Origin of the sequence: Catenuloplanes niger (genome assembly GCF_031458255.1) — a bacterium.
Taxonomy (GTDB): Bacteria; Actinomycetota; Actinomycetes; order Mycobacteriales; family Micromonosporaceae; genus Catenuloplanes; species Catenuloplanes niger.
This window is the reverse complement of sequence record NZ_JAVDYC010000001.1, coordinates 5,346,943-5,368,273: the sequence shown is the minus strand read 5'-3', so window position 1 is coordinate 5,368,273 and position 21,331 is coordinate 5,346,943. Positions and strand designations below refer to the sequence as shown.

The following is a 21,331-nucleotide window of genomic DNA, read 5'->3' as shown; positions in this document are numbered from 1 at the left end:
ACTGTGAATCCAAAACGGGGGATATATCAGGGCTTATCAGGGCGGATATCCGACGCGACCGCATCGGCCCCCTCATCCTCCGGGAAGTCTTCCAGCTCCTCATCAGCGTCGTCCGAGTCGGCGTCGAGCTCGGTCGGCACCAGAGGCAGTCTTACCCGGAACGTGGCGCCGTTACCCGGCAGGCTCTCCACCTCGACGACACCCTCGTGGGAGGAGACGATCGCCGCCACGATCGCCAGGCCGAGCCCGGTGCTGATGGTGCCGGCCGCGGTCCGCGTCCGGGCCGCGTCCGCCCGGTAGAACCGCTCGAACACGCGGTCGATCTGCTCCTGGGTCAGCCCGCCGCCGGTGTCGATCACCTCGACCACGCCGGCGACCCGCCGCCCGTCCGCGTCCGTCTCCGCGCGCAGCCGCAACGTGACCGACGCGTCCGCCGGCGTGTGGGTCAGCGCGTTCGTCATCAGGTTGCCGAAGACCTGCCGCAGCCGCGACTCGTCGCCGGTCACCACCAGTGGCCCGGACCCGGGCGCGATGTCCAGCGTGATCTTCCGGTCCGGCGCGATCGCGCGCGCGGCCTGCACCGCGTCCGCGGCCAGCACCGGCAGCTCCACCGGGCTCAGGTCCAACGGGCGTTCCCGGTCCAGCCGGGCCAGCAGCAACAGGTCCTCGACGAGCAGGCCCATCCGCGCGGCCTCGTCCTCGATCCGGCGCACCAGTTTCGGCGGATCCGTGGCCGCGCCCTGCCGGTACAGCTCCGCGAAACCGCGGATCGTGGTCAGCGGCGTACGCAGCTCGTGCGACGCGTCCGCCACGAACTGCCGCATACGTGCCTCCGAGTTGCGGGCCCGCGCCTCGGACGCCTGCGCCCGCAGCGCCGCGTCCCGCGCGACGGTCTCCGCGGACCGGGCCGCCGCCTCGGACGCGGCGCGCGCGGCGAAGCCGGCCTCGATCTGGGTGAGCATGCCGTTCAGCGCGCGGGACAGCCGGCCCAGCTCGCTCTGCGGCTCCTCGATGCCGGGCTCCGGATCGGGCACGCGGCGGGTCAGGTCACCGGCCGCGATCGCGCCCGCGGTCTGCTCGATCTGGTCCAGCGGACGCAGACTGGTCCGCACCATGCCCGCGCCGATCGACGCCAGCATGATCAGCACCGCGCCGCCGACCAGCCCGTCGATCCAGATCAGCCGCTTGACCGCGAGATCGACCTGCTCCAGGTTCTCCCCGATGTGCAGAACCTCGTTGTTCGGCAGCACCGTGACCAGCATGCGCCAACGGATCTTGCCGTTCGTCGACTTCACCGTGTACGCGGTGTTGGCCACCGCGGTTATCTCCTCCCGGCCCTCGACCTGCGGCGGCAGGTCACCGGCACCGAGATGGTTGTCGTAGACCGGGTCCTTGCCGACGCCGTTCATCGCGGTGACCCGGCCGTAGTAGTCGGTCGGGACCGTGACCTCGCCGCCGTTGACGAACATGGCGGCCGCGTTCGCGTCGTTCGCGATCTGGTGCAGCTGGTCGTCGACCAGCCGGACCAGATAGGAGCGCAGGAAGTACGCGCTGCTGACGCTGATCACGATGAGTGCCACGCCGACCAGCACCAGCACACTCGCGACCAGCTTGAGCCGCAGCGGCGTGCTGCGCAGGCGGGCCTTCACCGTCGCCTACTGCGCGGGCTTGCGGAGCACGTAGCCGACGCCGCGCAGCGTGTGGATCAGCCGGGGCTGCGTGGTGTCGACCTTGCGCCGCAGGTAGGAGATGTACGACTCGACGATGTTGTCGTCGCCGCGGAAATCGTAGTTCCACACGTGATCGAGGATCTGCGCCTTGGAGAGCACCCGGTTCGCGTTCAGCATCAGGTAGCGCAGCAGCTTGAACTCGGTCGGCGACAGCTGCACCCGGTTTCCGGCCCGGTAGACCTCGTGCGTCTCCTCGTCCAGCTCCAGGTCGGCGAACGTCAGCCGGGAACTCTCCTCGGCCGTCGCACTGGTCCGGCGCAGCACCGCACGGATGCGCGCGGTCAGCTCCTCCAGACTGAACGGCTTCGTCACGTAGTCGTCGCCACCCAGCGTGAGCCCGCGGATCTTGTCGTCCGTCGCGTCCCGCGCGGTCAGGAAGACAACCGGCGTGCGGGTGCCGCCCTCCCGCATCAGCTTGATGACCTCGAAACCGTCCAGGTCCGGCAGCATCACGTCGAGCACGACCAGGTCGGGACGCCGGTCCCGGGCCGCCGCCACCGCCGCGCTGCCGCTCACCGCGGTCGCGACGTCGAAGCCCGCGAAACGCAGGCTGGCCGACAGCAGCTCCAGGATGTTCGGGTCGTCCTCGACGACGAGCAGTCGTGCCTCAGTCTGTGTTGCGGCCATGCCGCCATCATTACGCGCTGTTCTGGAGGGTTTCTGGAGACCCACTGAGAACAGTCTGTGAAAAACCAGGCCCCAGAACCTTCGATGGTACGGCGGGAGCCGCCCCGCCACCCGGGCACCCGCCGCGCTCCGGACGACAGCCCGACCGTCGCATCCGCGCACTCGTCGTCGGCCGGCGTCGTCAGGTGCGGAGCAGCCGGCGGATCCGGGTCAACGTCGCGTCCAGCACCTCGCCGATCTCCCGGACCTGGTCCTCGGTCGCCCGCACGCCCTCGATCATGGCCTGCGCCTCGTCGACGAAGATGCCCAGCGCCTCCTCCAGCTCGCCACGCTCCCTCGCCCCGGCCCGGCCCGTGCCACCGGGCTCCGTGCCGGGCGCACCTTCGGCGTCGGCCGCGTGCTGGGCGCGGGCCGGCCCGGCGGCCCCGGCCGACCTGCCGGGCACCGTCTCCGGTGCGGGTGGCTCGGGATGGCCCGGATAACCGTTGTCGAAGATGATCCGGATGCCGCTGGGCATGGTCAGCGGCGGTGTCCCCGCTCCCCCGCCTCCGGGCATACCCAACCCGGACCGCCCACCACCCGGCACGCCGGGCACCCTTCGGCCGCCGGGCATCCCAGGACCGCTAGGCGCCCCCGGACCGCCCGGTGCGCTGGCGCCGTCTCGCACACCCGGACCGCCGGGTGCACTCGGCCCGCCCGGTGCCCTCGAACCGTCCGGTGCCCTCGAACCGCCCGGCGCCCTCGAACCGCCCGGGGCCCTCGAACCGCCCGGGGCACTCGAACCGCCCGGGGCACTCGAACCGCCCGGGGCACTCGAACCGCCTGGGGCACTTGGGCCGCCGGGCGCGGTCGGGCCGCCGGGCGCACCAGGCGCACCGGGTGCGGTCGGGGCAGCGGGTGCCGTCGGGTCACCCGGTGCACCTGGACCGCCGGGCACACCCGAACCACCGGGTGTGCCCGGGGCTCCGGCGGTGGTGCCGGGGACCGGCTGCTCCCGGCCGGGCCAGCCCTGGAACGGCGGCGCGGGCGGGGTCCAGCGCGAGGTGGGCTGCTGGGTGCGGCGGGGCTGCCGGGTCGCGTCCCGCAGCTCGCGCTTGAGGTCGCGGACCGAGCCCTGCACCTGCGACTGGATCTGACCGGCCAGGCTGCTCAGGTCGCTGATCGACGCGGAGATCTCGGCCTCCAGCGCCTGCAGCTCGTCGACCCGCTCGCGCAGCTCCTCCCGACCGGCTTCGGTGATCTCGTATGTCTTGCGGGCACCCGCCGCGACGTGCGTCACCAGCCCTTCCGCCTCCAGCCGCGCCAGCCGCGGATAGATCGTGCCGGCGCTCGGCGCGTAGAGCCCGAGGAAGCGGTTCTCCAGCAGGCGGATGAACTCGTACCCGTGCTTGGGGCCGTCATCAAGCAGTTTGAGCAGGTAGAGGCGGAGGCGCCCGTGACTGAAGACGGCCGTCATGCCGACCCCTCGGCCGGGTCCCGGCGCGTCGGCCCGGCGGCTGCGGGCTCGTCACCCGGGCGGTCGTCCTCGTCCGTCACGGCGGGGCGGGACAGCAACGCGATGCTCCCGGCGATCGCGGAGGCGCTCAGCCGCCCCTCACCGCGGCCGAGCCGCCCGTTGATTGTGCTGCCGCCGATCACGCTGTGCCCCGCCGCCAGCTCCGGGAACGCGCTGGTCACCTGGCCGGCCGTGGCGTGCAGGTCGATCGCGAGGTCGCTGTCTGCCGGCACCCGCGCGGTGATGCTGCCGGACGTGGTGTCCAGCCGGATGTCACTGCCGGCCGCACCGTCGAGGTCACAGGTGATGCTGCCGGACACGGTGGTGCCGCGCACCCGGGTCGCCGGGCTGTCCGCCAGGATCAGCTCGCCGGAGACCGAATCCATGATCAGTTCACCGGCCACGCCCACCGCCTCGACCGGACCGGAGACGAGGTTCACCCGGGTCCGCCCGCCGACGCCCATCAGCGTGATGCTGCCAGCGGTGACGTCCACGTCGGTACGTTCGCACAGGCCGGAGGCGATCACCCGGCCGGAGATCAGCCCGAGGGCGACGTGGGACGAGGGCGGCACGGCAATCGACACGTCGACCGCGATCCGCTTGGCCAGCTGCATGATCCACGAGAGTAGCCCGAACCAGGCGCCGACCTCCTCCTGCCGCACGCGCAGCACGCCACCCTCCAGATCGACCCGGAGTGCACGGCCGCCGACCTTCGACACCTCGATCCGCGCGGGCCCGTCCGCACCGATCACCGTCAATCGGCCGGCCAGCAGGCTCACCTCCAGACGGCGCACACCCTCATCACAGGTGATCTTCGCGGGTTCCTCGACCGTCCACGTCGCCATGCCGCCCCCAAAGCGCTGCTCGTCGCGCCGTCAGCATACGCGATACATCGCGATACAACCACCACTCGCGACATCCTTCTCGCTGCCACCGACCCCCGCGCACCGCGTCGCCCGATCACCCGGTCACCCGCGCCGCGCATCGCGCCACCCGGTCACCCGCGCCGCGCACCGCGCCACCCGGTCACCCGCGCCGCGCACCTCGACCGCCCCACATCGCCGCGCGCGGGCCCTCAGCCGACCGGGCGTCCGCCGCACACGCCGCAGACGGCGCGACGCCCGATGCGCCTCAGCCCTCCGGTCGCCAGCGGTTCAGCTCTCCCGGCCGCGGGGCGGGGCCGGGCAGCGGCGGGCCGTCCTGGCCGGCCAAGCCCTGGATCAGCAGCGCGAGGTGCCGGCGCCGGAGCTGGATGGTCCGGACGGCGTCGGCCACGCGGATCGCGGCGCAACCCTCCAGCACCAGCGCCAGGTCCTCCGAGGTCACGTCGGCCCGGAGCCGTCCGCTCGCCTGCGCGCGCTGCACGAGCGACGCGGCCAGCTCGTCAGCCCTCGTCGCAACCTCCACCAGCTCCGCCGTCGGCGTGAAGGAGCCGGCCAGTCGCACCGTCAGCGAATGCACGTCGGCGTCGACCACCCGCTCCAGGAATCCGGCCAGCGCCGCCCAGCCGTCCGGCTCCGCCACGGCCCGCTCCGCCTCCAGGACGAAGCGGTGCAGACCGCTGAGGCACAGCTGCCGCAGCAGGTCCTCCTTACCGGCGTAGCGCCGGTAGAGCGCGCTGATGCCCACGCCCGCCCGGCCGGCGACCGCGGAGATCGGCGCGCCCGGGTCGTGCACGAACACGTCCCGCGCCGCGGTGAGGATCACCTCGTCGTTGCGCCTGGCGTGCCCGCGCCGGCCGGAGAGCCCGCGGCTGGATTCGTCCGTCACCACATTACTCTAGCACTGGAACGGATCATTCCGCTCCGGTAGGCTAACACGGAACGAAGCATTCCGTTCTGATGTCGCGGGATCGCTCCAGAACGAATCCCCGGTGCACCAGTACAAGAAAGGGAGACACGATGAACGACCCGCAAAGACGCTCATCCGTACGGGACACCGCCGGGCCGGTGAAGGACCGAGCCGACACGAATCCCCGCCCGCCCGACGAGCCGCCCCCCGAGGAGATACCGCCCGAGGCCGCGTCGGCGGAGACCCCGGTCCGCTGGCGGGAACTGCTGGCGGACGCTCACGCCGCGCTCCGCGTTGTGGTCAAGGGGGTGCCCGTGGGCGGCTGGGACCTGCCGACGCCCTGCACCGAGTGGACCGTCGGCCAGGTTCTCCGGCACACGGCCGGCAATCAGGCGCGGTTCGCCGCCGCCATCACCGGAGGGCGCTGGCCGCCCGATGATCCCTACGCGCCGGGCCACTCGCCCCCGGCCGACCCGCTGCGGATCACCACGGAGTCCGTCGCGCTGGCCCGCTCCGCGTTCACCACCGTGCCCGACTCCGCGATCGCTGTGCCGACGCCGCTGCCGGCCGGCCCGCTCCCGCCGTGGATCGCGGCCGGCGCCTGTGCGCTCGACGCCGCGATCCATGCCTGGGACATCGCGGTCGCCACCCGGCAGCCGTCACCACTCACCCCGGAGATCGCCTATGCGCTGCTCCTGATCTCGACCGAGTTCGTCGAGCAGGTCCGTCCCTACGGCGCGTTCGCCGCCCCCTTCGACCCGATCGAGGAGGCCCGCGCGCTCGGCAGCGCCTACACCGGCGAGCTACCCGACGACGACGCCTCCTCCGTGCTTCGCTACCTGGGCCGCAACCCGGCCTGGAACCCTTGACCCCGCGCCGCGACATCGCGCTCGCCGCGGAGCGGGCGCCCGGCCTCGCGCATGCGCGGTCCACCCGGGGCAACCCGCGCATCGGACCATGCGGCACCCACGGCCTCCTCGCTGCTCCAGCTGACGCGGCTGGAGCGGCTGGAAGCGAGAAGCCTCCGGGCCGCGTCGGTGCGGCGCCGGAGGCTTGGTGGGGTGAAGGTCAGGCTGCCAGCGGCAGGCGTTCCTGAACCGGTGCGGACGCGGAAGCCGCAGCCGACGCGGAAGCCGAGGCCCCGGCGGACGCCGAACCCACGGCGGACGCCGGAACGGCGGCCGACGCCGGAACCGCAGCCGGATCCGACGCCAGAACTGACACCGGAACCGCGGCAGAAACGCCGGCTGACGCCGCAGCCCCGGCCGAAATCGGAACCGCAGCCGGAACCGGAACCGGAACCGCGGCCGGAACCGGAACCGCGGCCGGAACCGGGAACCGGGTGGGAGTCGGGACCGTGATGGGAGCCGGGACCGGGGCCGGGCGGCGGTAGGGGCGGGCGACGCCCTCCGCGGCGCGGGCCAGGACCCGGCGGTTCGCGTCGAGGTCGGGGTGCAGCGCCGGCTCGACCGTGACCACGGCGGTCAGGTCGCGGATCGCGATGACGCGGAAGGCGCAGGCGAAGAGGCTTTCGGCGGAGAGGAAGGTGGCGACGGTGCTGTCCGGGCCGTTCGGGCCCTCGCGGTAGCTGAGCCGGATCGGCACGACGACGGCGCCGGTGTCGACGGCGGCCTGGAACACCGCCGGGCGCCAGCGGCCGGTGAGTGAGTTGTCGGCGCGGTGGCCGGGGCCGCCGGCGACACCGCAGCCGGTGGTGCCGGCCGGGAAGACGGCGACCAGGTTGTCCGCGCGCAGTGCGTCGGCGATCCGGCCGACGGTGGCGGGCAGCATCCTGGGGTGCCGGCGGTCGATGAAGATCGTGCCGACCAGCGTGGCCAGCACGCCGATCACCGGCCAGTGGCGGATGTCGTGCTTGGCGGTCATCCGGGCCGGGGAGACGGCCAGCAGCGCGACCGTGTCCAGCCAGGAGTTGTGGTTGGCGACGAGGAGTGCCCGGCGGCGGGGCACGGTGCCGGCACCGCGCACGACGAGGCGGACGCCGGCGGCGGCGAGCACCGCGCGGGCCCACCAGCGGCCGGCAGCGTGCCGGCCGGAACCGGTCAGGAACGGAAGGAGTGGCAGGAGTGCGAGACCACCGGTCAGGGCGGCGACCAGCGCCACGGCGCGGACGGCCTGACGAAGGGTGGAGACGCGCCGGTGGAAGCCCGGGACGGGCAGACAGCCGCTGTCGCAGTTGGACCGGGGCTGAGCGAGCGGGGCGGGCAGCGAAGGGCGCCAGGGCGGCACGACGGCCGGTCCGGGAAGGACGCCCGACGGGTCAACGGTGTCCATGTTCACTGTGTAAGTGGGTGATGCCTCAGCGGCGTGTCGGTCTTCCCCGCTCCCGGTGTCAAGCACATGAACGATGCACGCAAGCACGATCACCCCTGGGCGTGACTCTGCGTCATGACTCGGGAGGCGGGCCGGAAATCTGCCGGGCAAACCGTCCGCGGACCGGAAAAGCGTGCTGAGCAGGCCCCTCAGGCACATGAACCGCCCGGACACAACCGAACGTGCATGGAGGGCCGAAAGACCCTAATGCTGTGAATCTCGACACGGACGGATGTCGGCGACAAGACGTCGAATCACACGGCGTAGCCTGGAAACCGAAGTCTGACCCCACGTCAGCTCGCGGCAGTCAACGAATGCCTGTCACCTACCGCGACACAGACAAACCGCTCTGAAAGAGGCGATACCGGCCGTGTCGACCCAGCAAACTTCGCAGGACAATCCTCTGGCGGGCTTCGGCCCCAATGAGTGGATCGTCGAAGAGATGTACCAGCGGTACCTCGCCGATCCGACGAGCGTGGATTCCGCGTGGCACGACTTCTTCGCTGATTACAAGCCGACGGCGGATGCTGGTTCGATCGCGACGCCGACGGAGGCCACCGCGGCCGCCGGAGCCTCGTCGGCCGCCCGCGCCGGCACCGACGCACCCGCGGCCGGGAAGGACGCGGCCAAGGCCGCCGCCCCGGCCAAGCCGGCCGCGAAGCCGCAGCCGAAGCCCGCCGCCGCACCGGCACCCGCGGCGAAGGCGAAGCCGAAGAAGGAGCCGGTCAAGGTCACGCCCGGCACCGCACCGCTGCGCGGCATCGCCGCCAAGATCGTGCAGAACATGGAGGCGTCGCTGGCGGTCCCGACCGCCACCAGCGTCCGCGCGGTCCCGGCGAAGCTGCTGGTGGACAACCGCATCGTGATCAACAACCACCTCGCGCGCGGCCGGGGCGGCAAGGTCAGCTTCACGCACCTGATCGGCTACGCGCTGGTCAAGGCGCTGGCGCTGCACCCGGAGATGAACAACCACTACGTCGAGACCAACGGCAAGCCCACGATCGTCACGCCGGAGCACGTCAACCTCGGCATCGCGATCGACCTGGCCAAGCCGGACGGCTCCCGTTCGCTGGTGGTGCCGAGCGTCAAGGGCTGCGAGAACCTGGACTTCCGCGGCTTCTGGCAGGCCTACGAGGAGATCGTCCGTCGCGCCCGCCGCAACGAGCTGACGATGGAGGACCACTCCGGCGCCACCGTCTCGCTGACCAACCCGGGCGGCATCGGCACCGTGCACTCCATGCCGCGGCTGACCGTGGGCCAGGGCGCGATCATCGGCGTCGGCGCGATGGAGTACCCCGCGCCGTACGCCGGAATGTCCGATGAGACCCTCACCGACCTGGGCGTCAGCAAGGTCATCACGCTGACCAGCACCTACGACCACCGGATCATCCAGGGTGCGCAGTCCGGCGAGTTCCTCAAGGTCATGCACGAGCTGCTGCTCGGTGAGCACGGCTTCTACGACGAGATCTTCACGGCACTGCGCGTGCCGTACGAGCCGGTCCGCTGGGTCCGCGACGTCGCCCGCACGTCCGAGGGCCAGATCGACAAGGCCGCGCGCGTCGTCGAGCTGATCCACGCGTACCGGGTGCGCGGTCACCTGATGGCGGACACCGATCCGCTGGAGTTCGAGATCCGCCGGCACCCGGACCTCGACGTGCTGGAGCACGGCCTGACGCTGTGGGACCTGGACCGCACGTTCCCGGTCGGCGGCTTCGCGGGCAAGCAGAAGATGAAGCTCCGCGACGTGCTGGGCGTGCTGCGCGACTCGTACTGCCGCCGCGTCGGCATCGAGTACATGCACATCATGGACCCGGAGGAGCGCCGCTGGATCCAGGACCGCATCGAGATCAAGTACGAGAAGCCGTCGCCGGAGGAGCAGAAGCACATCCTCAACCGGCTGAACGCGGCCGAGGCGTTCGAGACGTTCCTGCAGACGAAGTTCGTCGGTCAGAAGCGGTTCTCGCTGGAGGGCGGCGAGTCGCTGATCCCGCTGCTCGACGAGGTCCTGCAGGCCTCCGCGGAGAGCCAGCTGGACGAGGTCGTGATCGGCATGGCCCACCGCGGCCGGCTGAACGTGCTGGCCAACATCGTCGGCAAGCCGTACGAGAAGATCTTCTCCGAGTTCGAGGGCCACCTCGACCCGAAGTCGGCGCACGGCTCCGGCGACGTGAAGTACCACCTGGGCATGACCGGCAAGTTCACCACGCCGGACGGCGAGTACGGCACCACGGTCAGCGTCACGGCGAACCCGTCGCACCTGGAGGCCGTCGACCCGGTCCTGGAGGGCATCGTCCGCGCCAAGCAGGACCGGCTCAACCTCGGCCTGGAGGGCTACACGGTCCTGCCGCTGATGGTGCACGGCGACGCCGCGTTCGCCGGCCAGGGCGTGGTCGCGGAGACGCTGAACCTCTCCCAGCTGCGCGGTTACCGTACCGGTGGCACCGTGCACGTGGTCGTCAACAACCAGGTCGGCTTCACCACCGCGCCGGAGTACAGCCGGTCCTCGCTCTACAGCACGGACGTGGCCCGGATGATCCAGGCCCCGATCTTCCACGTGAACGGCGACGACCCCGAGGCCGTGGTCCGGGTCGCGCGGCTGGCCTTCGAGTACCGCCAGACGTTCAACAAGGACGTGGTGATCGACCTGGTCTGCTACCGGCGCCGCGGTCACAACGAGGGCGACGACCCGTCGATGACCAACCCGCTGATGTACGCGATCATCGACAACAAGCGCAGCGTCCGGAAGGCGTACACCGAGGAGCTGATCGGTCGCGGCGACATCACGGTCGCGGACGCGGAGGAGCAGCTGCGCGACTACCAGGGCCAGCTGGAGCAGGTCTTCAAGGCCACCCGCGACGCGAACACGTCGTCGTCCGGCCGGCGGGCCCGGGCCGCCGTGCCGGAGCCGGAGCCGGTGGTGGAGACCGCGATCGACGCGGAGACCGTGGCCCGGATCGGTCAGGCGCACATCGAGCTGCCGGAGGGCTTCACGCCGCACAAGCGGGTCCAGCAGCTGCTCGACCGCCGCGCGAAGATGGCCCGCGAGGGCAACATCGACTGGGGCTTCGGCGAGATCATCGCGTTCGGCTCGCTGCTCAACCAGGGCGTGACGGTGCGTCTCTCCGGCCAGGACTCGCGGCGCGGCACGTTCGTGCAGCGGCACGCGGCCGTGGTCGACGGCCGCACCGGCGCGGACTTCCTGCCGATCAGCCAGCTCGCGGCCGGTCAGGCGCGGTTCTTCGCGCACGACTCGCTGCTGTCGGAGTACGCGGCGATGGGCTTCGAGTACGGCTACTCGGTGGAGAACACCGAGGCGCTGGTCCTCTGGGAGGCCCAGTTCGGTGACTTCGCGAACGGCGCCCAGTCGATCGCGGACGAGTTCATCTCGTCCGGTGAGGTCAAGTGGGGTCAGCAGTCCGCGGTGACGCTGCTGCTGCCGCACGGCCACGAGGGTCAGGGCCCGGACCACACGTCCGGCCGCCCGGAGCGCTGGCTGCAGCTCGCCGCGGAGGACAACATCCGGGTGGCGAACCCGACCACCCCGGCGAACCACTTCCACCTGCTGCGCCGCCAGGCGCTGTCGCCGAAGCGGAAGCCGCTGATCGTCTTCACGCCGAAGTCGCTGCTGCGCCACAAGCTGTGCGTGTCGTCCGTCGCGGACTTCACCAACGGCACGTTCCAGACCGTGATCGGCGACGCCGGCATCCCGGACGCGTCGGCCGTGAAGCGCGTGCTGTTCTGCAGCGGCAAGGTCTACTACGACCTGTTCCAGGCGCGGGCGGAGCGGAAGATCACCGACACGGCCATCGTCCGGATGGAGCAGCTCTACCCGCTGCCCGTCGAGGAGCTGAAGGCCGAGCTGGCGAAGTACCCGAACGCGGAGGACTTCGCCTGGGTCCAGGAGGAGCCGGCCAACCAGGGCGCGTGGAGCTTCATCGCGCTCAACCTGCTGGAGCACCTCGACGGGCTGCGTCTGCGCCGCATCTCCCGCCCGGCCGCGGCCGCGCCGGCGGTCGGCTCGGCGAAGCTGCACGAGGCCGAGCAGGCCGCGCTCATCGAGGCGTCCCTGCCCCGCCCGTAGGACCGTAGGAACCGTAGGACCGCATGAGCACCGCTCCCCGCCACCCGGAACCTCGGGTGGCGGGGAGCACCCGTCTGAGGAGCAGAAACAGCATGTACTTCACCGATCGCGGCATCGAGGAGCTGACCGAGCGCCGCGGCGAGGAGCAGGTCACGATCGAGTGGGTCGCCGAGCGGCTGCGCGACTTCGTCGACCTCAACCCGGAGTTCGAGACCCCGATCGAGCGCCTCGCCACCTGGCTCGCCCGGCTGGATGATCCGGACGACGAATGATCCGCCGAGGTGATCAACGTCCCGCGTGACGTTGATCAAGGTACAAAGACCTGGGTGTTCCCCCGGTCACCACGGGTAGGTTGAGCCTCGTGGGGCGAAGCGTCTACATTGCCGGGCTCGGACCCGGCGGCGGAAAGTCAACGATCGCGCTCGGCCTGGCCGAGCTCCTCTCCCGGCAGACGCCGCGGGTCGGCGTGTTCCGGCCGCTGGTGGCGACCCGGGGTGAGGCCGACCCGATGCTCGCGCTGCTGCGTGAGCGGTACCGGATAGACCGGCCGTACGAGGAGCTGTTCGGCACCACGTTCGCGGAGGCCTCGGCGATGGTGGCGGCCGGCCACCGCGAGGAGCTGATCTCGCGCGTGGTCGACCGCTACCGCGCGCTGGAGCGGCACTTCGACGCGGTCGTGGTGATCGGCAGCGACTTCGACGACAACGGCGAGCCGGGCCCGGGCCTGCCCCGCGAGTTCGCGTTCAACGTGCGGCTCGCGACCGAGTTCGGCAGCGTGGTGATCCCGGTCGTCGACGGCCGGGACGCGGACGCGGACGAGGTCGCCTCCGCCGCGCGCGGCGCGTACCACAGCGTGCAGGACCTGGGCGCCACCGTGCTCGCGGTGATCGCGAACCGGGTGCCGCCGGGCACGCCCGCGCCGGCGGACCAGACCGTCCCCACGTACGTGATCCCCGAGGTGCCGACGATCTCCGCGCCGACCGTGGCGGAGCTGGCCGAGGCGCTCGGCGCGGAGGTGCTCAGCGGCGACGCGAGGGCGCTCGACCGGGACGTGCTCGATCTGGTGGTCGGCGCGGCCCACGTACCGGTGCTGCTTGATCATTTGACCGACGGCTGCCTGATGATCACTCCTGGGGACCGGGCCGACCTGCTGGTGGCCGCGGCCGCGGCGCACGCGGCCGGCGAGGTCTCGGTGGCCGGCCTGGTGCTGACGCTCGGCGAGCGCCCGGACGCCCGGGTCGCGCGGCTGATCGAGAACCTGCACAGCGGCCTGGCCGTGCTGTCCGTGAAGACCGACAGCTACCACACGATCGCGGCCGCCAGCCGGATCGAGGCGGGCCTGAACGGCCGCAACCCGCGCAAGGTCCAGACCGCGATCGGCGCGTTCGAGTCCGCTGTGGACACGGACGAGCTGGTCCGCCGGCTGGACGTCACGCGCAGCGCCCGGGTCACCCCGATGATGTTCGAGTACGACCTGATCGACCGCGCCCGCGCCGACCGGAGAAGGCTGGTGCTCCCGGAGGGCACCGAGGAGCGCATCCTGCGCGCGACGGAGATCCTGCTGCGCCGCGGCGTGGCCGACCTGACGCTGCTCGGCGACCCGGACGAGATCACCCGCAAGGCGCGCGAGCTGGGCCTGGAGATCGGCGGCGCCGAGCTGGTCGACCCGGCCGCCAGCGAGTGGGCCGAGGAGTTCGCCGAGACGTACGCGGAGATCCGCAAGCACCGCGCGATGACGTTGGAGCTGGCCCGGGACGTGGTCCGGGACGTCAGCTACTTCGGCACGATGATGGTGCACACCGGCCGTGCGGACGGCATGGTCTCCGGTGCCACGCACACCACCGCGGCCACGATCCGCCCGGCGTTCGAGATCATCAAGACCGTGCCGGGCGTCTCCGTGGCGTCCAGCGTGTTCTTCATGCTGCTCGCCGACCGGGTGCTGGTCTACGGCGACTGCGCGGTCAACCCGGACCCGAACGCGGAGCAGCTCGCCGACATCGCGCTCTCCTCCGCGGAGACCGCGGCGCGGTTCGGCATCGAGCCGCGGGTGGCGATGCTCTCCTACTCGACCGGCACGTCCGGCGCGGGCGCGGACGTGGAGAAGGTCGCGGCCGCCACCCGGATCGTCCGCGAGCGCCGCCCGGACCTGCCGGTGGAGGGCCCGATCCAGTACGACGCCGCGATCGACCCGGGCGTGGCCGCCACGAAGCTGCCGGACAGCGCGGTCGCGGGCCGGGCCACGGTGTTCGTCTTCCCGGACCTGAACACCGGCAACAACACGTACAAGGCGGTCCAGCGCTCGGCGAACGCGGTCGCGGTCGGCCCGGTCATGCAGGCGCTGCGCCGCCCGGTGAACGACCTCTCCCGGGGCGCCACCGTCAAGGACATCGTCAACACGGTCGCGATCACCGCGATCCAGGCCGCCGGAGAGTCGAAGTGACCCGCGTACTGGTGCTCAACACCGGATCCTCCTCGCTGAAGTACCGCCTCTTCGACGGCACGGACACGGTCACCAAGGGGCTGGTGGAGGAGGTCGACGATCACCAGGCCGCGCTGCGGGACGTCCTGCGGGAGCTCGACCTGCGGAACCTCGACGCGGTCGGGCACCGCGTCGTGCACGGCGGCCCGGACTTCACCGAACCCACGCTGATCGACGACGACGTGGTGCGCACGATCGAGCGGTTGATCCCGCTGGCGCCGCTGCACAACCCGGCGAACCTGGCCGGCATCGAGACCGCGCGCAAACTGCTGCCGGACGTGCCGCAGGTCGCGGTCTTCGACACCGCGTTCCACAGCACGCTGCCGCCGGAGGCCGCCACCTACGCGATCGACGCGGAGACCGCGCGGAAGAACCGGGTCCGCCGGTACGGCTTCCACGGCACCTCGCACGCCTACGTCGCACGCCGCACCGCCGCGCTGCTCGGCCGGGACGCCGGGCAGACCAACGTGATCACGCTGCACCTCGGCAACGGCGCCAGCGCGGCCGCGGTCGAGGGCGGCCGCAGCGTCGCCACCTCGATGGGCCTGTCCCCGCTGGAGGGCCTGGTGATGGGCACGCGCAGCGGCAGCCTGGACCCGGCGATCATCTTCCACCTGCACCGGGTCGGCGGCATGTCGCTGGACGAGATCGACGAGCTGCTGAACAAGCGGAGCGGCATGCGCGGCCTGGCCGGCGTCAGCGACATGCGGGAGGTCGAGTCGCGCCGGGCGAGCGGCGACGAGGCGGCCACGCTCGCGTTCGACGTCTACACGCGACGGATCAAGGAGCTGGTGGGCGCGTACTACGCGGTGCTGGGCCGGGTGGACGCGATCACGTTCACCGCGGGCGTCGGCGAGAACTCGCCGACGGTGCGCGCGGCCGCGCTGGCCGGGCTGACCGGGCTCGGCATCGAGGTGGACGCGGACCGGAACGCCGCGCCGGAGCGCGGCGAACGGATCGTCTCCACCGAGGGGTCGCGGGTGGTGGTGTGCGTGGTGCCGACCGACGAGGAACTCGAGATCGCCACGCAGGCCCGCGCCGTTCTCGGCGGCTGACCGGGAACTACAGAACGAAGAAGAGCACGACCGCCACGACGGCGACCGCCGCCACCACCCCGCCGATGATCAGCGGGAGGTTGCTCGACTTGGCGGGAGCCGCCGCGGCCTGCTGCTCCTGCTCCTGACGGTTCATGTAGGCCCGGAACGCCATGGTGCTGCCGCTCGGGTCCTCGTACTCATCTGCCATGCCCCGACGATAGCGAAGCGCTACGACATTCACGCATAGCCGTACGCCTAGCCGACACGTGGCCCGAAAAAGCACCCCATGGGGCACATTTCCATCGAGGTACGTCAAAGTCTGACACGCAGAGTGATGGTCTAGAAACCGAAGGTAATGTATCTGCGCGGCCTTAACAGAACCAACCGTTCGGCCAGGGTCGATGACCGGCGGCGCCCCTACCGTTCCAGACATGACGATGCGGAGCGCGCGTGTGCTGCTCGCCGCCGCCCTGCTGATCGCGCTCTCCGCCTGCCAGGCCGCGCAGGCCGCCGCGCCGGAGGCGCTGAGCCGGGCCGCGGGCGTGGCGCCCGTCACACCGTACCCGGTCGGTGTCCGCACGCTCGACCTGACACGCGGCCCGGACCGCCCGCTGCCCACCACGGTCTGGTACCCGGCCGACGGCCGCAAGGGTGAGCAGCGCATCCGCAAGGACGCCCGCCCGGCCGCCGGCCGCTTCCCGATCGTGCTGTTCAGCCACGGCCTCAAGGGCTCGCCGCAGCACTTCACCGCGCTGCTCACCCGCTGGGCCGCCGCCGGGTTCGTGGTCGCCGCCCCGGCGTACCCGTTCACCCACGCGCGCACCACGAACTTCCAGCGCTGGGACGTCCGCAACCAGCCCGGCGACGCGGAACTCGTGCTCCAGGACCTGGTCGCGCGCAACGCGCTGCGCGGCGACATGTTCAAGGGCCGCCTCGACGTCGGCCACGTCGCGGCCGCGGGCCACTCCGCCGGCGGATTCACCACCGCGGGCCTGTTCATCGAGGGCCACGACCCGCGCCTGCGGGCCGGCATCGTGATCGCCGGCGGCGGGCTCCCCGGCACGTTCGCCGGCCCGGAGGCCGCCATGCTCTTCGTGCACGGCGGCGCCGACCCGGTCGTCGCCCCTTACGTCGCGCGCGCCGCCTACGACCGCGTGCCGTGGCCCAAGGCGTTCGTCACGCTCGCCGGCCAGGGCCACGGCGAGTACCTGACCCCCGGCAACCGCGGCTTCGCGGAGGCCAACAACACGATGACCGACTTCCTCCGCTGGACGCTCTACGGCGACCGCGGCGCCCGCGCCCGCCTCCCCGTCGACGCCACCCTGGCCGGCGTCTCCACCATCACCGGCAAGATCTGACAACCAGACCCGCTTCCGAGCCGGGAGACGAGACCAAAATCTTTGATCTTCCCGCTTCCGGCGTGGTGCGGCCCGCATGCTCCCGCGGGCCAACCGCGCGGTGGCCTCCGGCTCCGCCGGCGCTCCGCTCCGGCCGCCGCGTCGGAGCCGGTTTCCCGGTGGGCACCGAGACCCGCGCGACCGCCGCGCCGGTCGCCTCGGGCCGAGCGGCGGACTTCCCGGGCGGGGGCACGGTGGTCGATCAGGGGGTCGCGCGGGCACAATCGGGCGGGTGCGCCGCCGTCGTGATGTGCTTGCTCTCGTCGTACCGCTGATGCTGCTGCCCGCGGGTTGTGCCGTCGACCTCGGTGGCGGGGCGGGTCCGGCGCGGCCGGCCGTGGCCGAGCCGACGCCGGCGGACGCGGGGCCGCCACCGCCCGGCGTGGCACCGGCGGAGTCGTTCGAGGTGGGGCAGCGCACGCTCCGGCTGGCGCGCGGTGAGCGGGAGCTGCCGACCACGGTGTGGTACCCGGAGTCGGAGACCGGCGAGTTCCCGGTCGTGATCTTCAGTCATGGGCTGGGCGGCAAGCCGGCCGACTATCGCGAGCTGCTGACGAGCTGGGCGGCGGCCGGGTTCGTGGTGGCCGCGCCGGCCTACCCGAACACGACGGCCGGCAGCCAGCAGAACGCGCTGGACGTGCTCAACCAGCCGGCCGACGCGGCGCACGTGCTGACCGCGGTGCTGGCGCTGAACGAGGAGGACGGCGACCGCTTCGCCGGCCGGCTGCTCACCGACCGGGTCGGTGCCGCCGGGCACTCCGCCGGTGGGATCACCACGATCGGCGAGTTCACCCGCGGCCGGGACACCCGCCTGGACGCCGGCATCGTGCTGGCCGGCAGCACGCTCGGCGTCGGGACCGGCTTCTCCGGCAAGGAGACGCCGATGCTGTTCGTGCACGGCGAGCTGGACCAGGTCGTGCCGTACTCGTCGGGCAGGTCCGCCTACGACGCGGTCCCCTGGCCGAAGGCGCTGCTCACGCTGCCGGAGGGCGACCATGTCGGCGCGCTGTCCCGGGGCGACGCCTTCGAGCTGCTGGCCGCCACCACGACCGAGTTCCTCCGCTGGTCGCTCTACGGCGACGAGGGCGCCCGGGACCGCATCGCCGAGGCGGCCGCGTCCGGCGGCGACATCGCCGAGTTCGACGACCGGCTCTAGGACCGCGACCGGGCGTCGCCCCGTTTCAGCGCCTGGTGAGGGCCATGTCGAGTGCGTAGAAGCTGTGGCTGATGCGCAGGGGACGACGAAGGCCGTCCGCGACCGAGGCCAGCGCGTGGAGGGTGCGCGGGTCGAGGTCGAACCGCTCGCCGATCGCCGCGAGCGGCCACTCCCGACGGGGGTGGAGAACCTCGACGCCGACCGGGTTGCCCGCGGCGTCCACGTCGACGAGGGTGCCCGGATCGAACTCCACGGTGCGCACCGACGCGCCGCCCGCGAGGGTCACGTAGACCGCGTCGGCTTCCTGGTCGTACACGGTGCTGATCGCCATCGCGCCCACGCCCCTCACCGGTTCACCCAGGCGGCCGTGATCACGAAGTCCTCGTTCGTCGCCCGGACGCACACCCTGAGTTCCTGCCCCATTCCCCCGTAGCCCCGGATCCAGACGGTGCCCAGCCTGCCGGGCGCACGATCGATCGGGTTCCGGAGCGCCTTCTCCACGTCCTCGACCAGGACGTCGCGCTGCCACATCCGCCGTAGCGCGTGTGCGGTGAATTCGACTGGCACGGCGTCACGCCCTTTCCGGAGGCTGATCGACGACCACGAACGGGACGGTCTTGAGCAGGACACCACCGACGAGGAATCTCAGTCGGTGCCGGCCGAAGTCCTGCAGGGGAAGCGCGATGTTGGCGGCCAGGATGGCGCGCAGCAGATCCGGGTACGCGTCGGCACCGACGCTGCGGACCGAGGACACCCCGCGGAAGCTGACGATCGTGCGGTCGTCCGGCCCCTGGAAGTCCAGGTCGGCGCGGGGCAGGGCACCCACCGGCGCCGCCGCGTCGGCGAAGGTCACCCGGGCGGCGATCCCGATCGGCACGACCCCGGGCAGCTGCTCGACGTAGATCCGGTCGATGCCGGCGGCGACCAGGTGGACGATGGCCCCCTCCGCGCGGACGTGGTCGCACAGCATCAGAAAGTCCAGTTCCGGCACGATGAGCCCTTTCAGTCGTTCCGCCGGCGGCCGCACCGCCCCGAGGCGACGACACCGTCACCTCGGGCGGCTACTCATCGGCACAACATAGTCGATTATGTCGGGCCACGAAACGGCGGTATCAAAAGTGGTGCCGGGGGTGGAGTACGGACATCCGGGACCACGCGTGGCCCGGCCGGCGACGACTCCACCACCGCCTCCGCGGACCCCGACCGGCCGCCCCGAGCCACCCGAGGCGACGTTCCGGTTACGCCGCCGAGATGATCGGCCCGCCGCCGGGAAGGTTGCTGTACAGATCGGGCCGGGTGGTGAGCAGACTCGCGGCGAGGTCGACAGCCGCGTGCGCGGCGGAGGCCGCATCCCGCCGGCCGATGACGTCGGTGTAGGCCGCCAGGTCACGCCACTCCCCCACGGCCGGGGCGAGGATCACCGTGGATTCGCGCGTGACCAGGTGATGAAGCAGGTCCGCATCGGCGACGAGCCGATGGGACTCGACGAGACAGAGCAGCGGCAGCCCCACGACGGCGCCCTCGCCGAACACCTCCGACATGGGCTCACCGACGTGCACGGAGCCGCGACAGAACGCGTCGATCGCGGAGGCGTCCAGCAGGATCCGTATCGGGCGGTCGGTCATTCGGCACCCCGTGGCGGCAGACCGAGCCGCCGGCGCAGCGCATCCCGCTTCTCCCGGGTCCACTCCCGCTCGACGGCCAGGCGACGCTCCCGAGCACGCCGCTTGCCCTCCTCGGTCACGGTGATCCCCGCGGCGGCGAACAGATCGAAGTCGCCGGCGGCGGGCTCCGGCTCCGCGGGAGTGGCCATGGGATCAGGGTAACCCCGCCCCGGCGGATCGGCGGGGCTCACCGGCGGCGACGACCGCTTCGCCGGATGCGGATCGACAGGCACTGGCATGAATCACTCCGGAGGTAGTAGGAACCGTCGATACCAACATAGTCGATTATGTGCGGACGCAGGGGTGGGGCCGTGGGGCCGGTATCGTACGTGTGGTGAGCACTGAGTCCGCTTCCCCCGCGGCCCCGCCCGTCGTCTCGCCGCTGACGCTGAAGGCGGCGGTGTTGCTGCTGAAGGCGCAGGCGGTGGTGGTCGGGGCGATCGCGATCTTCCTGGTCTTCAAGGACATCACCTCGACGCCGACCGACCTCGGGGTGGCGCTGAGCCTCACGGTGTTCACGGTGCTGGCGTCCGCGGCGATCTACGCGGTCGCGCGGGCGCTGGGGAACCACCGGGGTGGTGCGCGCGCGCCCGGGATCGTGGTGCAGCTGATGCTGCTGGCGATCGGCTACTACATGATCGAGGGCGGTTTGGCGTGGCTGGGGATCACGCTGATCGTGCTGGGGATCGCGGTGATCGGCCTGATCCTGGCGCCACCGTCCACCCGCGCACTGGGCTACGGGCCGCAGGAGGACGACGCGGCCTGATCCGCGTCCGCGTCATCCGGCCGCGCGTGGCCCGAGGCGACCGGCGCGGCGGTCGCGCGGGTCTCGGTGCCCACCGGGAAACCGGCTCCGACGCGGCGGCCGGAGCGGAGCGCCGGCGGAGCCGGAGGCCACCGCGCGGTTGGCCCGCGGGAGCATGCGGGCCGCACCACGCCGGAAGCGGGAAGATCAAGGTTTTGGTCTCGTCCCCGTGGCCGATGCGGCTGCCCTCAGGAGCAGGGGACGTACCACGCCGGAAGCGGGAAGAGACGTCTCGGGGCCGTGCACGTGCGTCACGCCGGGAGCGGGTCAGGCGGCCGGAAGCGACCGGGCGCGGCTCAGAAGCCGGTGCGGCGGGTCAGCAGGGTGATGGTGGCCTTGCCGTTGGCCGCGCCGGCGGAGGCGGCGGTGGTCAGGGCGGTCAGGACCTTCCAGGCGAAGCTGGACTCCGACGGGAGGGTGGCGCCGCGGACCGTCGGGACGCTGACCTGGACCGTGAGCGCGTCGTCGGTCACCGAGAAGCGGCACTCGAGGTCGGCGCCGCGCGGGGCGATCGCGAGCAGCATGGCGCAGGCCTCGTCGACGGCGATGCGCAGGTCCTCGATCTCGTCGAGCGCGAAGTGCAGGCGGGCCGCGAGGCCGGCCGTCGCGGTGCGCAGCACGCTGAGGTAGCCGCCGTCGGCGGGCACCGTGAGCAGCACGACGTCATCGTCCGTCGTGGGCTCCATCGTCAGATCAGTCACCGGGCCATCCCCCCGATCGGCGACTCTACCGCTTCCG

21 protein-coding genes are annotated in these 21,331 nt (G+C 72.0%); 8 read left to right on the top strand and 13 right to left on the bottom strand.

Features of this window, described 5'->3' with window-relative positions:
- Positions 1–26: 26 nt before the first annotated feature.
- From J2S44_RS23870 to J2S44_RS23850, 5 genes are all read right to left on the bottom strand, one after another.
- On the bottom strand, positions 27–1,649 hold the full coding sequence (locus J2S44_RS23870) for a sensor histidine kinase (RefSeq protein WP_310418043.1): 1,623 nt from the start codon (positions 1,647–1,649) through the stop codon (positions 27–29).
- A 6-nt stretch (positions 1,650–1,655) separates the two neighbouring features.
- A complete protein-coding gene (locus tag J2S44_RS23865) occupies positions 1,656–2,357 on the bottom strand; it encodes a response regulator transcription factor (protein WP_033345541.1) in 702 nt (233 codons plus the stop codon).
- Between the two features lie 181 nt (positions 2,358–2,538).
- Positions 2,539–3,813, bottom strand: coding sequence for a PadR family transcriptional regulator (locus J2S44_RS23860; RefSeq protein WP_310418041.1), 1,275 nt, complete (start codon positions 3,811–3,813; stop codon positions 2,539–2,541).
- On the bottom strand, positions 3,810–4,697 hold the full coding sequence (locus J2S44_RS23855; protein WP_310418038.1) for a DUF4097 family beta strand repeat-containing protein: 888 nt from the start codon (positions 4,695–4,697) through the stop codon (positions 3,810–3,812). The genes J2S44_RS23860 and J2S44_RS23855 overlap by 4 nt, the downstream gene beginning before the upstream one ends.
- Positions 4,698–4,983: 286 nt before the next feature.
- Positions 4,984–5,622 carry a TetR/AcrR family transcriptional regulator gene (locus tag J2S44_RS23850; protein WP_310418035.1) on the bottom strand — a complete coding sequence of 213 codons (639 nt, stop codon included), beginning with the start codon at positions 5,620–5,622 and terminating at the stop codon, positions 4,984–4,986.
- 131 nt (positions 5,623–5,753) lie between these two features.
- Between J2S44_RS23850 and J2S44_RS23845 the strand changes: the two genes are divergently transcribed.
- The gene (locus J2S44_RS23845) at positions 5,754–6,512 is read left to right on the top strand and encodes a TIGR03086 family metal-binding protein (RefSeq protein WP_310418032.1); all 759 of its coding nucleotides are present in this window, start codon (positions 5,754–5,756) and stop codon (positions 6,510–6,512) included.
- Positions 6,513–6,711: 199 nt separating this feature from the next.
- Here the strand turns inward: J2S44_RS23845 and J2S44_RS23840 are convergent, their stop codons facing one another.
- Positions 6,712–7,935, bottom strand: a complete 1,224-nt coding sequence (locus J2S44_RS23840) for a lysophospholipid acyltransferase family protein (RefSeq protein WP_310418029.1) — start codon at positions 7,933–7,935, stop codon at positions 6,712–6,714.
- A gap of 409 nt (positions 7,936–8,344) precedes the next feature.
- Here J2S44_RS23840 and J2S44_RS23835 point away from each other — a divergent pair, with 409 nt between their 5' ends.
- The 4 genes from J2S44_RS23835 to J2S44_RS23820 all read left to right on the top strand — a co-directional run bounded on the left by J2S44_RS23835 (position 8,345) and on the right by J2S44_RS23820 (position 15,589).
- On the top strand, positions 8,345–12,055 hold the full coding sequence (locus J2S44_RS23835) for a multifunctional oxoglutarate decarboxylase/oxoglutarate dehydrogenase thiamine pyrophosphate-binding subunit/dihydrolipoyllysine-residue succinyltransferase subunit (protein ID WP_310418026.1): 3,711 nt from the start codon (positions 8,345–8,347) through the stop codon (positions 12,053–12,055).
- Between the two features lie 92 nt (positions 12,056–12,147).
- Positions 12,148–12,327 (top strand): DUF6104 family protein, encoded by a 180-nt coding sequence (locus J2S44_RS23830; RefSeq protein WP_310418023.1) that lies wholly within the window; start codon positions 12,148–12,150, stop codon positions 12,325–12,327.
- Between the two features lie 80 nt (positions 12,328–12,407).
- Entirely contained in the window at positions 12,408–14,495 is a 2,088-nt protein-coding gene (gene pta / locus J2S44_RS23825; protein ID WP_310418020.1) for a phosphate acetyltransferase, read from the top strand.
- Positions 14,492–15,589: an acetate kinase gene (locus J2S44_RS23820; protein WP_310418017.1), complete on the top strand. Its 1,098-nt coding sequence runs from the start codon at positions 14,492–14,494 to the stop codon at positions 15,587–15,589. Before pta ends, J2S44_RS23820 begins: the two co-directional genes overlap by 4 nt.
- A gap of 7 nt (positions 15,590–15,596) precedes the next feature.
- Here the strand turns inward: J2S44_RS23820 and J2S44_RS23815 are convergent, their stop codons facing one another.
- A complete protein-coding gene (locus tag J2S44_RS23815) occupies positions 15,597–15,779 on the bottom strand; it encodes a hypothetical protein (RefSeq protein ID WP_310418014.1) in 183 nt (60 codons plus the stop codon).
- A 229-nt stretch (positions 15,780–16,008) separates the two neighbouring features.
- Here J2S44_RS23815 and J2S44_RS23810 point away from each other — a divergent pair, with 229 nt between their 5' ends.
- Positions 16,009–16,929: an alpha/beta hydrolase family protein gene (locus J2S44_RS23810; RefSeq protein ID WP_445343974.1), complete on the top strand. Its 921-nt coding sequence runs from the start codon at positions 16,009–16,011 to the stop codon at positions 16,927–16,929.
- Between the two features lie 271 nt (positions 16,930–17,200).
- Positions 17,201–18,124 carry an alpha/beta hydrolase family protein gene (locus J2S44_RS23805; protein WP_310418009.1) on the top strand — a complete coding sequence of 308 codons (924 nt, stop codon included), beginning with the start codon at positions 17,201–17,203 and terminating at the stop codon, positions 18,122–18,124.
- A 25-nt stretch (positions 18,125–18,149) separates the two neighbouring features.
- Here J2S44_RS23805 and J2S44_RS23800 read toward each other — a convergent pair whose 3' ends face one another.
- The 5 genes from J2S44_RS23800 to J2S44_RS23780 all read right to left on the bottom strand — a co-directional run bounded on the left by J2S44_RS23800 (position 18,150) and on the right by J2S44_RS23780 (position 19,937).
- Entirely contained in the window at positions 18,150–18,473 is a 324-nt protein-coding gene (locus J2S44_RS23800; RefSeq protein WP_310418005.1) for a DUF2283 domain-containing protein, read from the bottom strand.
- Positions 18,470–18,691 carry a DUF4258 domain-containing protein gene (locus tag J2S44_RS23795; protein ID WP_310418002.1) on the bottom strand — a complete coding sequence of 74 codons (222 nt, stop codon included), beginning with the start codon at positions 18,689–18,691 and terminating at the stop codon, positions 18,470–18,472. Before J2S44_RS23795 ends, J2S44_RS23800 begins: the two co-directional genes overlap by 4 nt.
- A 4-nt stretch (positions 18,692–18,695) precedes the next feature.
- Positions 18,696–19,115 carry a DUF6941 family protein gene (locus J2S44_RS23790; RefSeq protein WP_310417999.1) on the bottom strand — a complete coding sequence of 140 codons (420 nt, stop codon included), beginning with the start codon at positions 19,113–19,115 and terminating at the stop codon, positions 18,696–18,698.
- A 247-nt stretch (positions 19,116–19,362) separates the two neighbouring features.
- Positions 19,363–19,749 carry a hypothetical protein gene (locus J2S44_RS23785; RefSeq protein ID WP_310417998.1) on the bottom strand — a complete coding sequence of 129 codons (387 nt, stop codon included), beginning with the start codon at positions 19,747–19,749 and terminating at the stop codon, positions 19,363–19,365.
- Positions 19,746–19,937 (bottom strand): hypothetical protein, encoded by a 192-nt coding sequence (locus J2S44_RS23780; protein WP_310417995.1) that lies wholly within the window; start codon positions 19,935–19,937, stop codon positions 19,746–19,748. The genes J2S44_RS23785 and J2S44_RS23780 overlap by 4 nt, the downstream gene beginning before the upstream one ends.
- A gap of 185 nt (positions 19,938–20,122) precedes the next feature.
- On the opposite strand from J2S44_RS23780, the gene J2S44_RS23775 reads away from it, so the two are divergent.
- Entirely contained in the window at positions 20,123–20,554 is a 432-nt protein-coding gene (locus J2S44_RS23775) for a hypothetical protein (protein WP_310417993.1), read from the top strand.
- Between the two features lie 335 nt (positions 20,555–20,889).
- Here J2S44_RS23775 and J2S44_RS23770 read toward each other — a convergent pair whose 3' ends face one another.
- Positions 20,890–21,279, bottom strand: coding sequence for an ATP-binding protein (locus tag J2S44_RS23770; protein WP_374728013.1), 390 nt, complete (start codon positions 21,277–21,279; stop codon positions 20,890–20,892).
- Between the last annotated feature and the right edge of the window lie 52 nt (positions 21,280–21,331).

Coding starts and splice junctions, on each gene's coding strand:
- J2S44_RS23785 (WP_310417998.1), bottom strand. CDS start 19,749: ATGACCGACCGCCCGATACGGATCCTGCTGGACGCCTCCGCGATCGAC.
- J2S44_RS23815 (WP_310418014.1), bottom strand. CDS start 15,779: ATGGCAGATGAGTACGAGGACCCGAGCGGCAGCACCATGGCGTTCCGG.
- J2S44_RS23780 (WP_310417995.1), bottom strand. CDS start 19,937: ATGGCCACTCCCGCGGAGCCGGAGCCCGCCGCCGGCGACTTCGATCTG.
- J2S44_RS23845 (WP_310418032.1), top strand. CDS start 5,754: ATGAACGACCCGCAAAGACGCTCATCCGTACGGGACACCGCCGGGCCG.
- J2S44_RS23855 (WP_310418038.1), bottom strand. CDS start 4,697: ATGGCGACGTGGACGGTCGAGGAACCCGCGAAGATCACCTGTGATGAG.
- J2S44_RS23860 (WP_310418041.1), bottom strand. CDS start 3,813: ATGACGGCCGTCTTCAGTCACGGGCGCCTCCGCCTCTACCTGCTCAAA.
- J2S44_RS23840 (WP_310418029.1), bottom strand. CDS start 7,935: ATGGACACCGTTGACCCGTCGGGCGTCCTTCCCGGACCGGCCGTCGTG.
- J2S44_RS23830 (WP_310418023.1), top strand. CDS start 12,148: ATGTACTTCACCGATCGCGGCATCGAGGAGCTGACCGAGCGCCGCGGC.
- J2S44_RS23810 (WP_445343974.1), top strand. CDS start 16,009: ATGCGGAGCGCGCGTGTGCTGCTCGCCGCCGCCCTGCTGATCGCGCTC.
- J2S44_RS23770 (WP_374728013.1), bottom strand. CDS start 21,279: ATGGAGCCCACGACGGACGATGACGTCGTGCTGCTCACGGTGCCCGCC.
- J2S44_RS23865 (WP_033345541.1), bottom strand. CDS start 2,357: ATGGCCGCAACACAGACTGAGGCACGACTGCTCGTCGTCGAGGACGAC.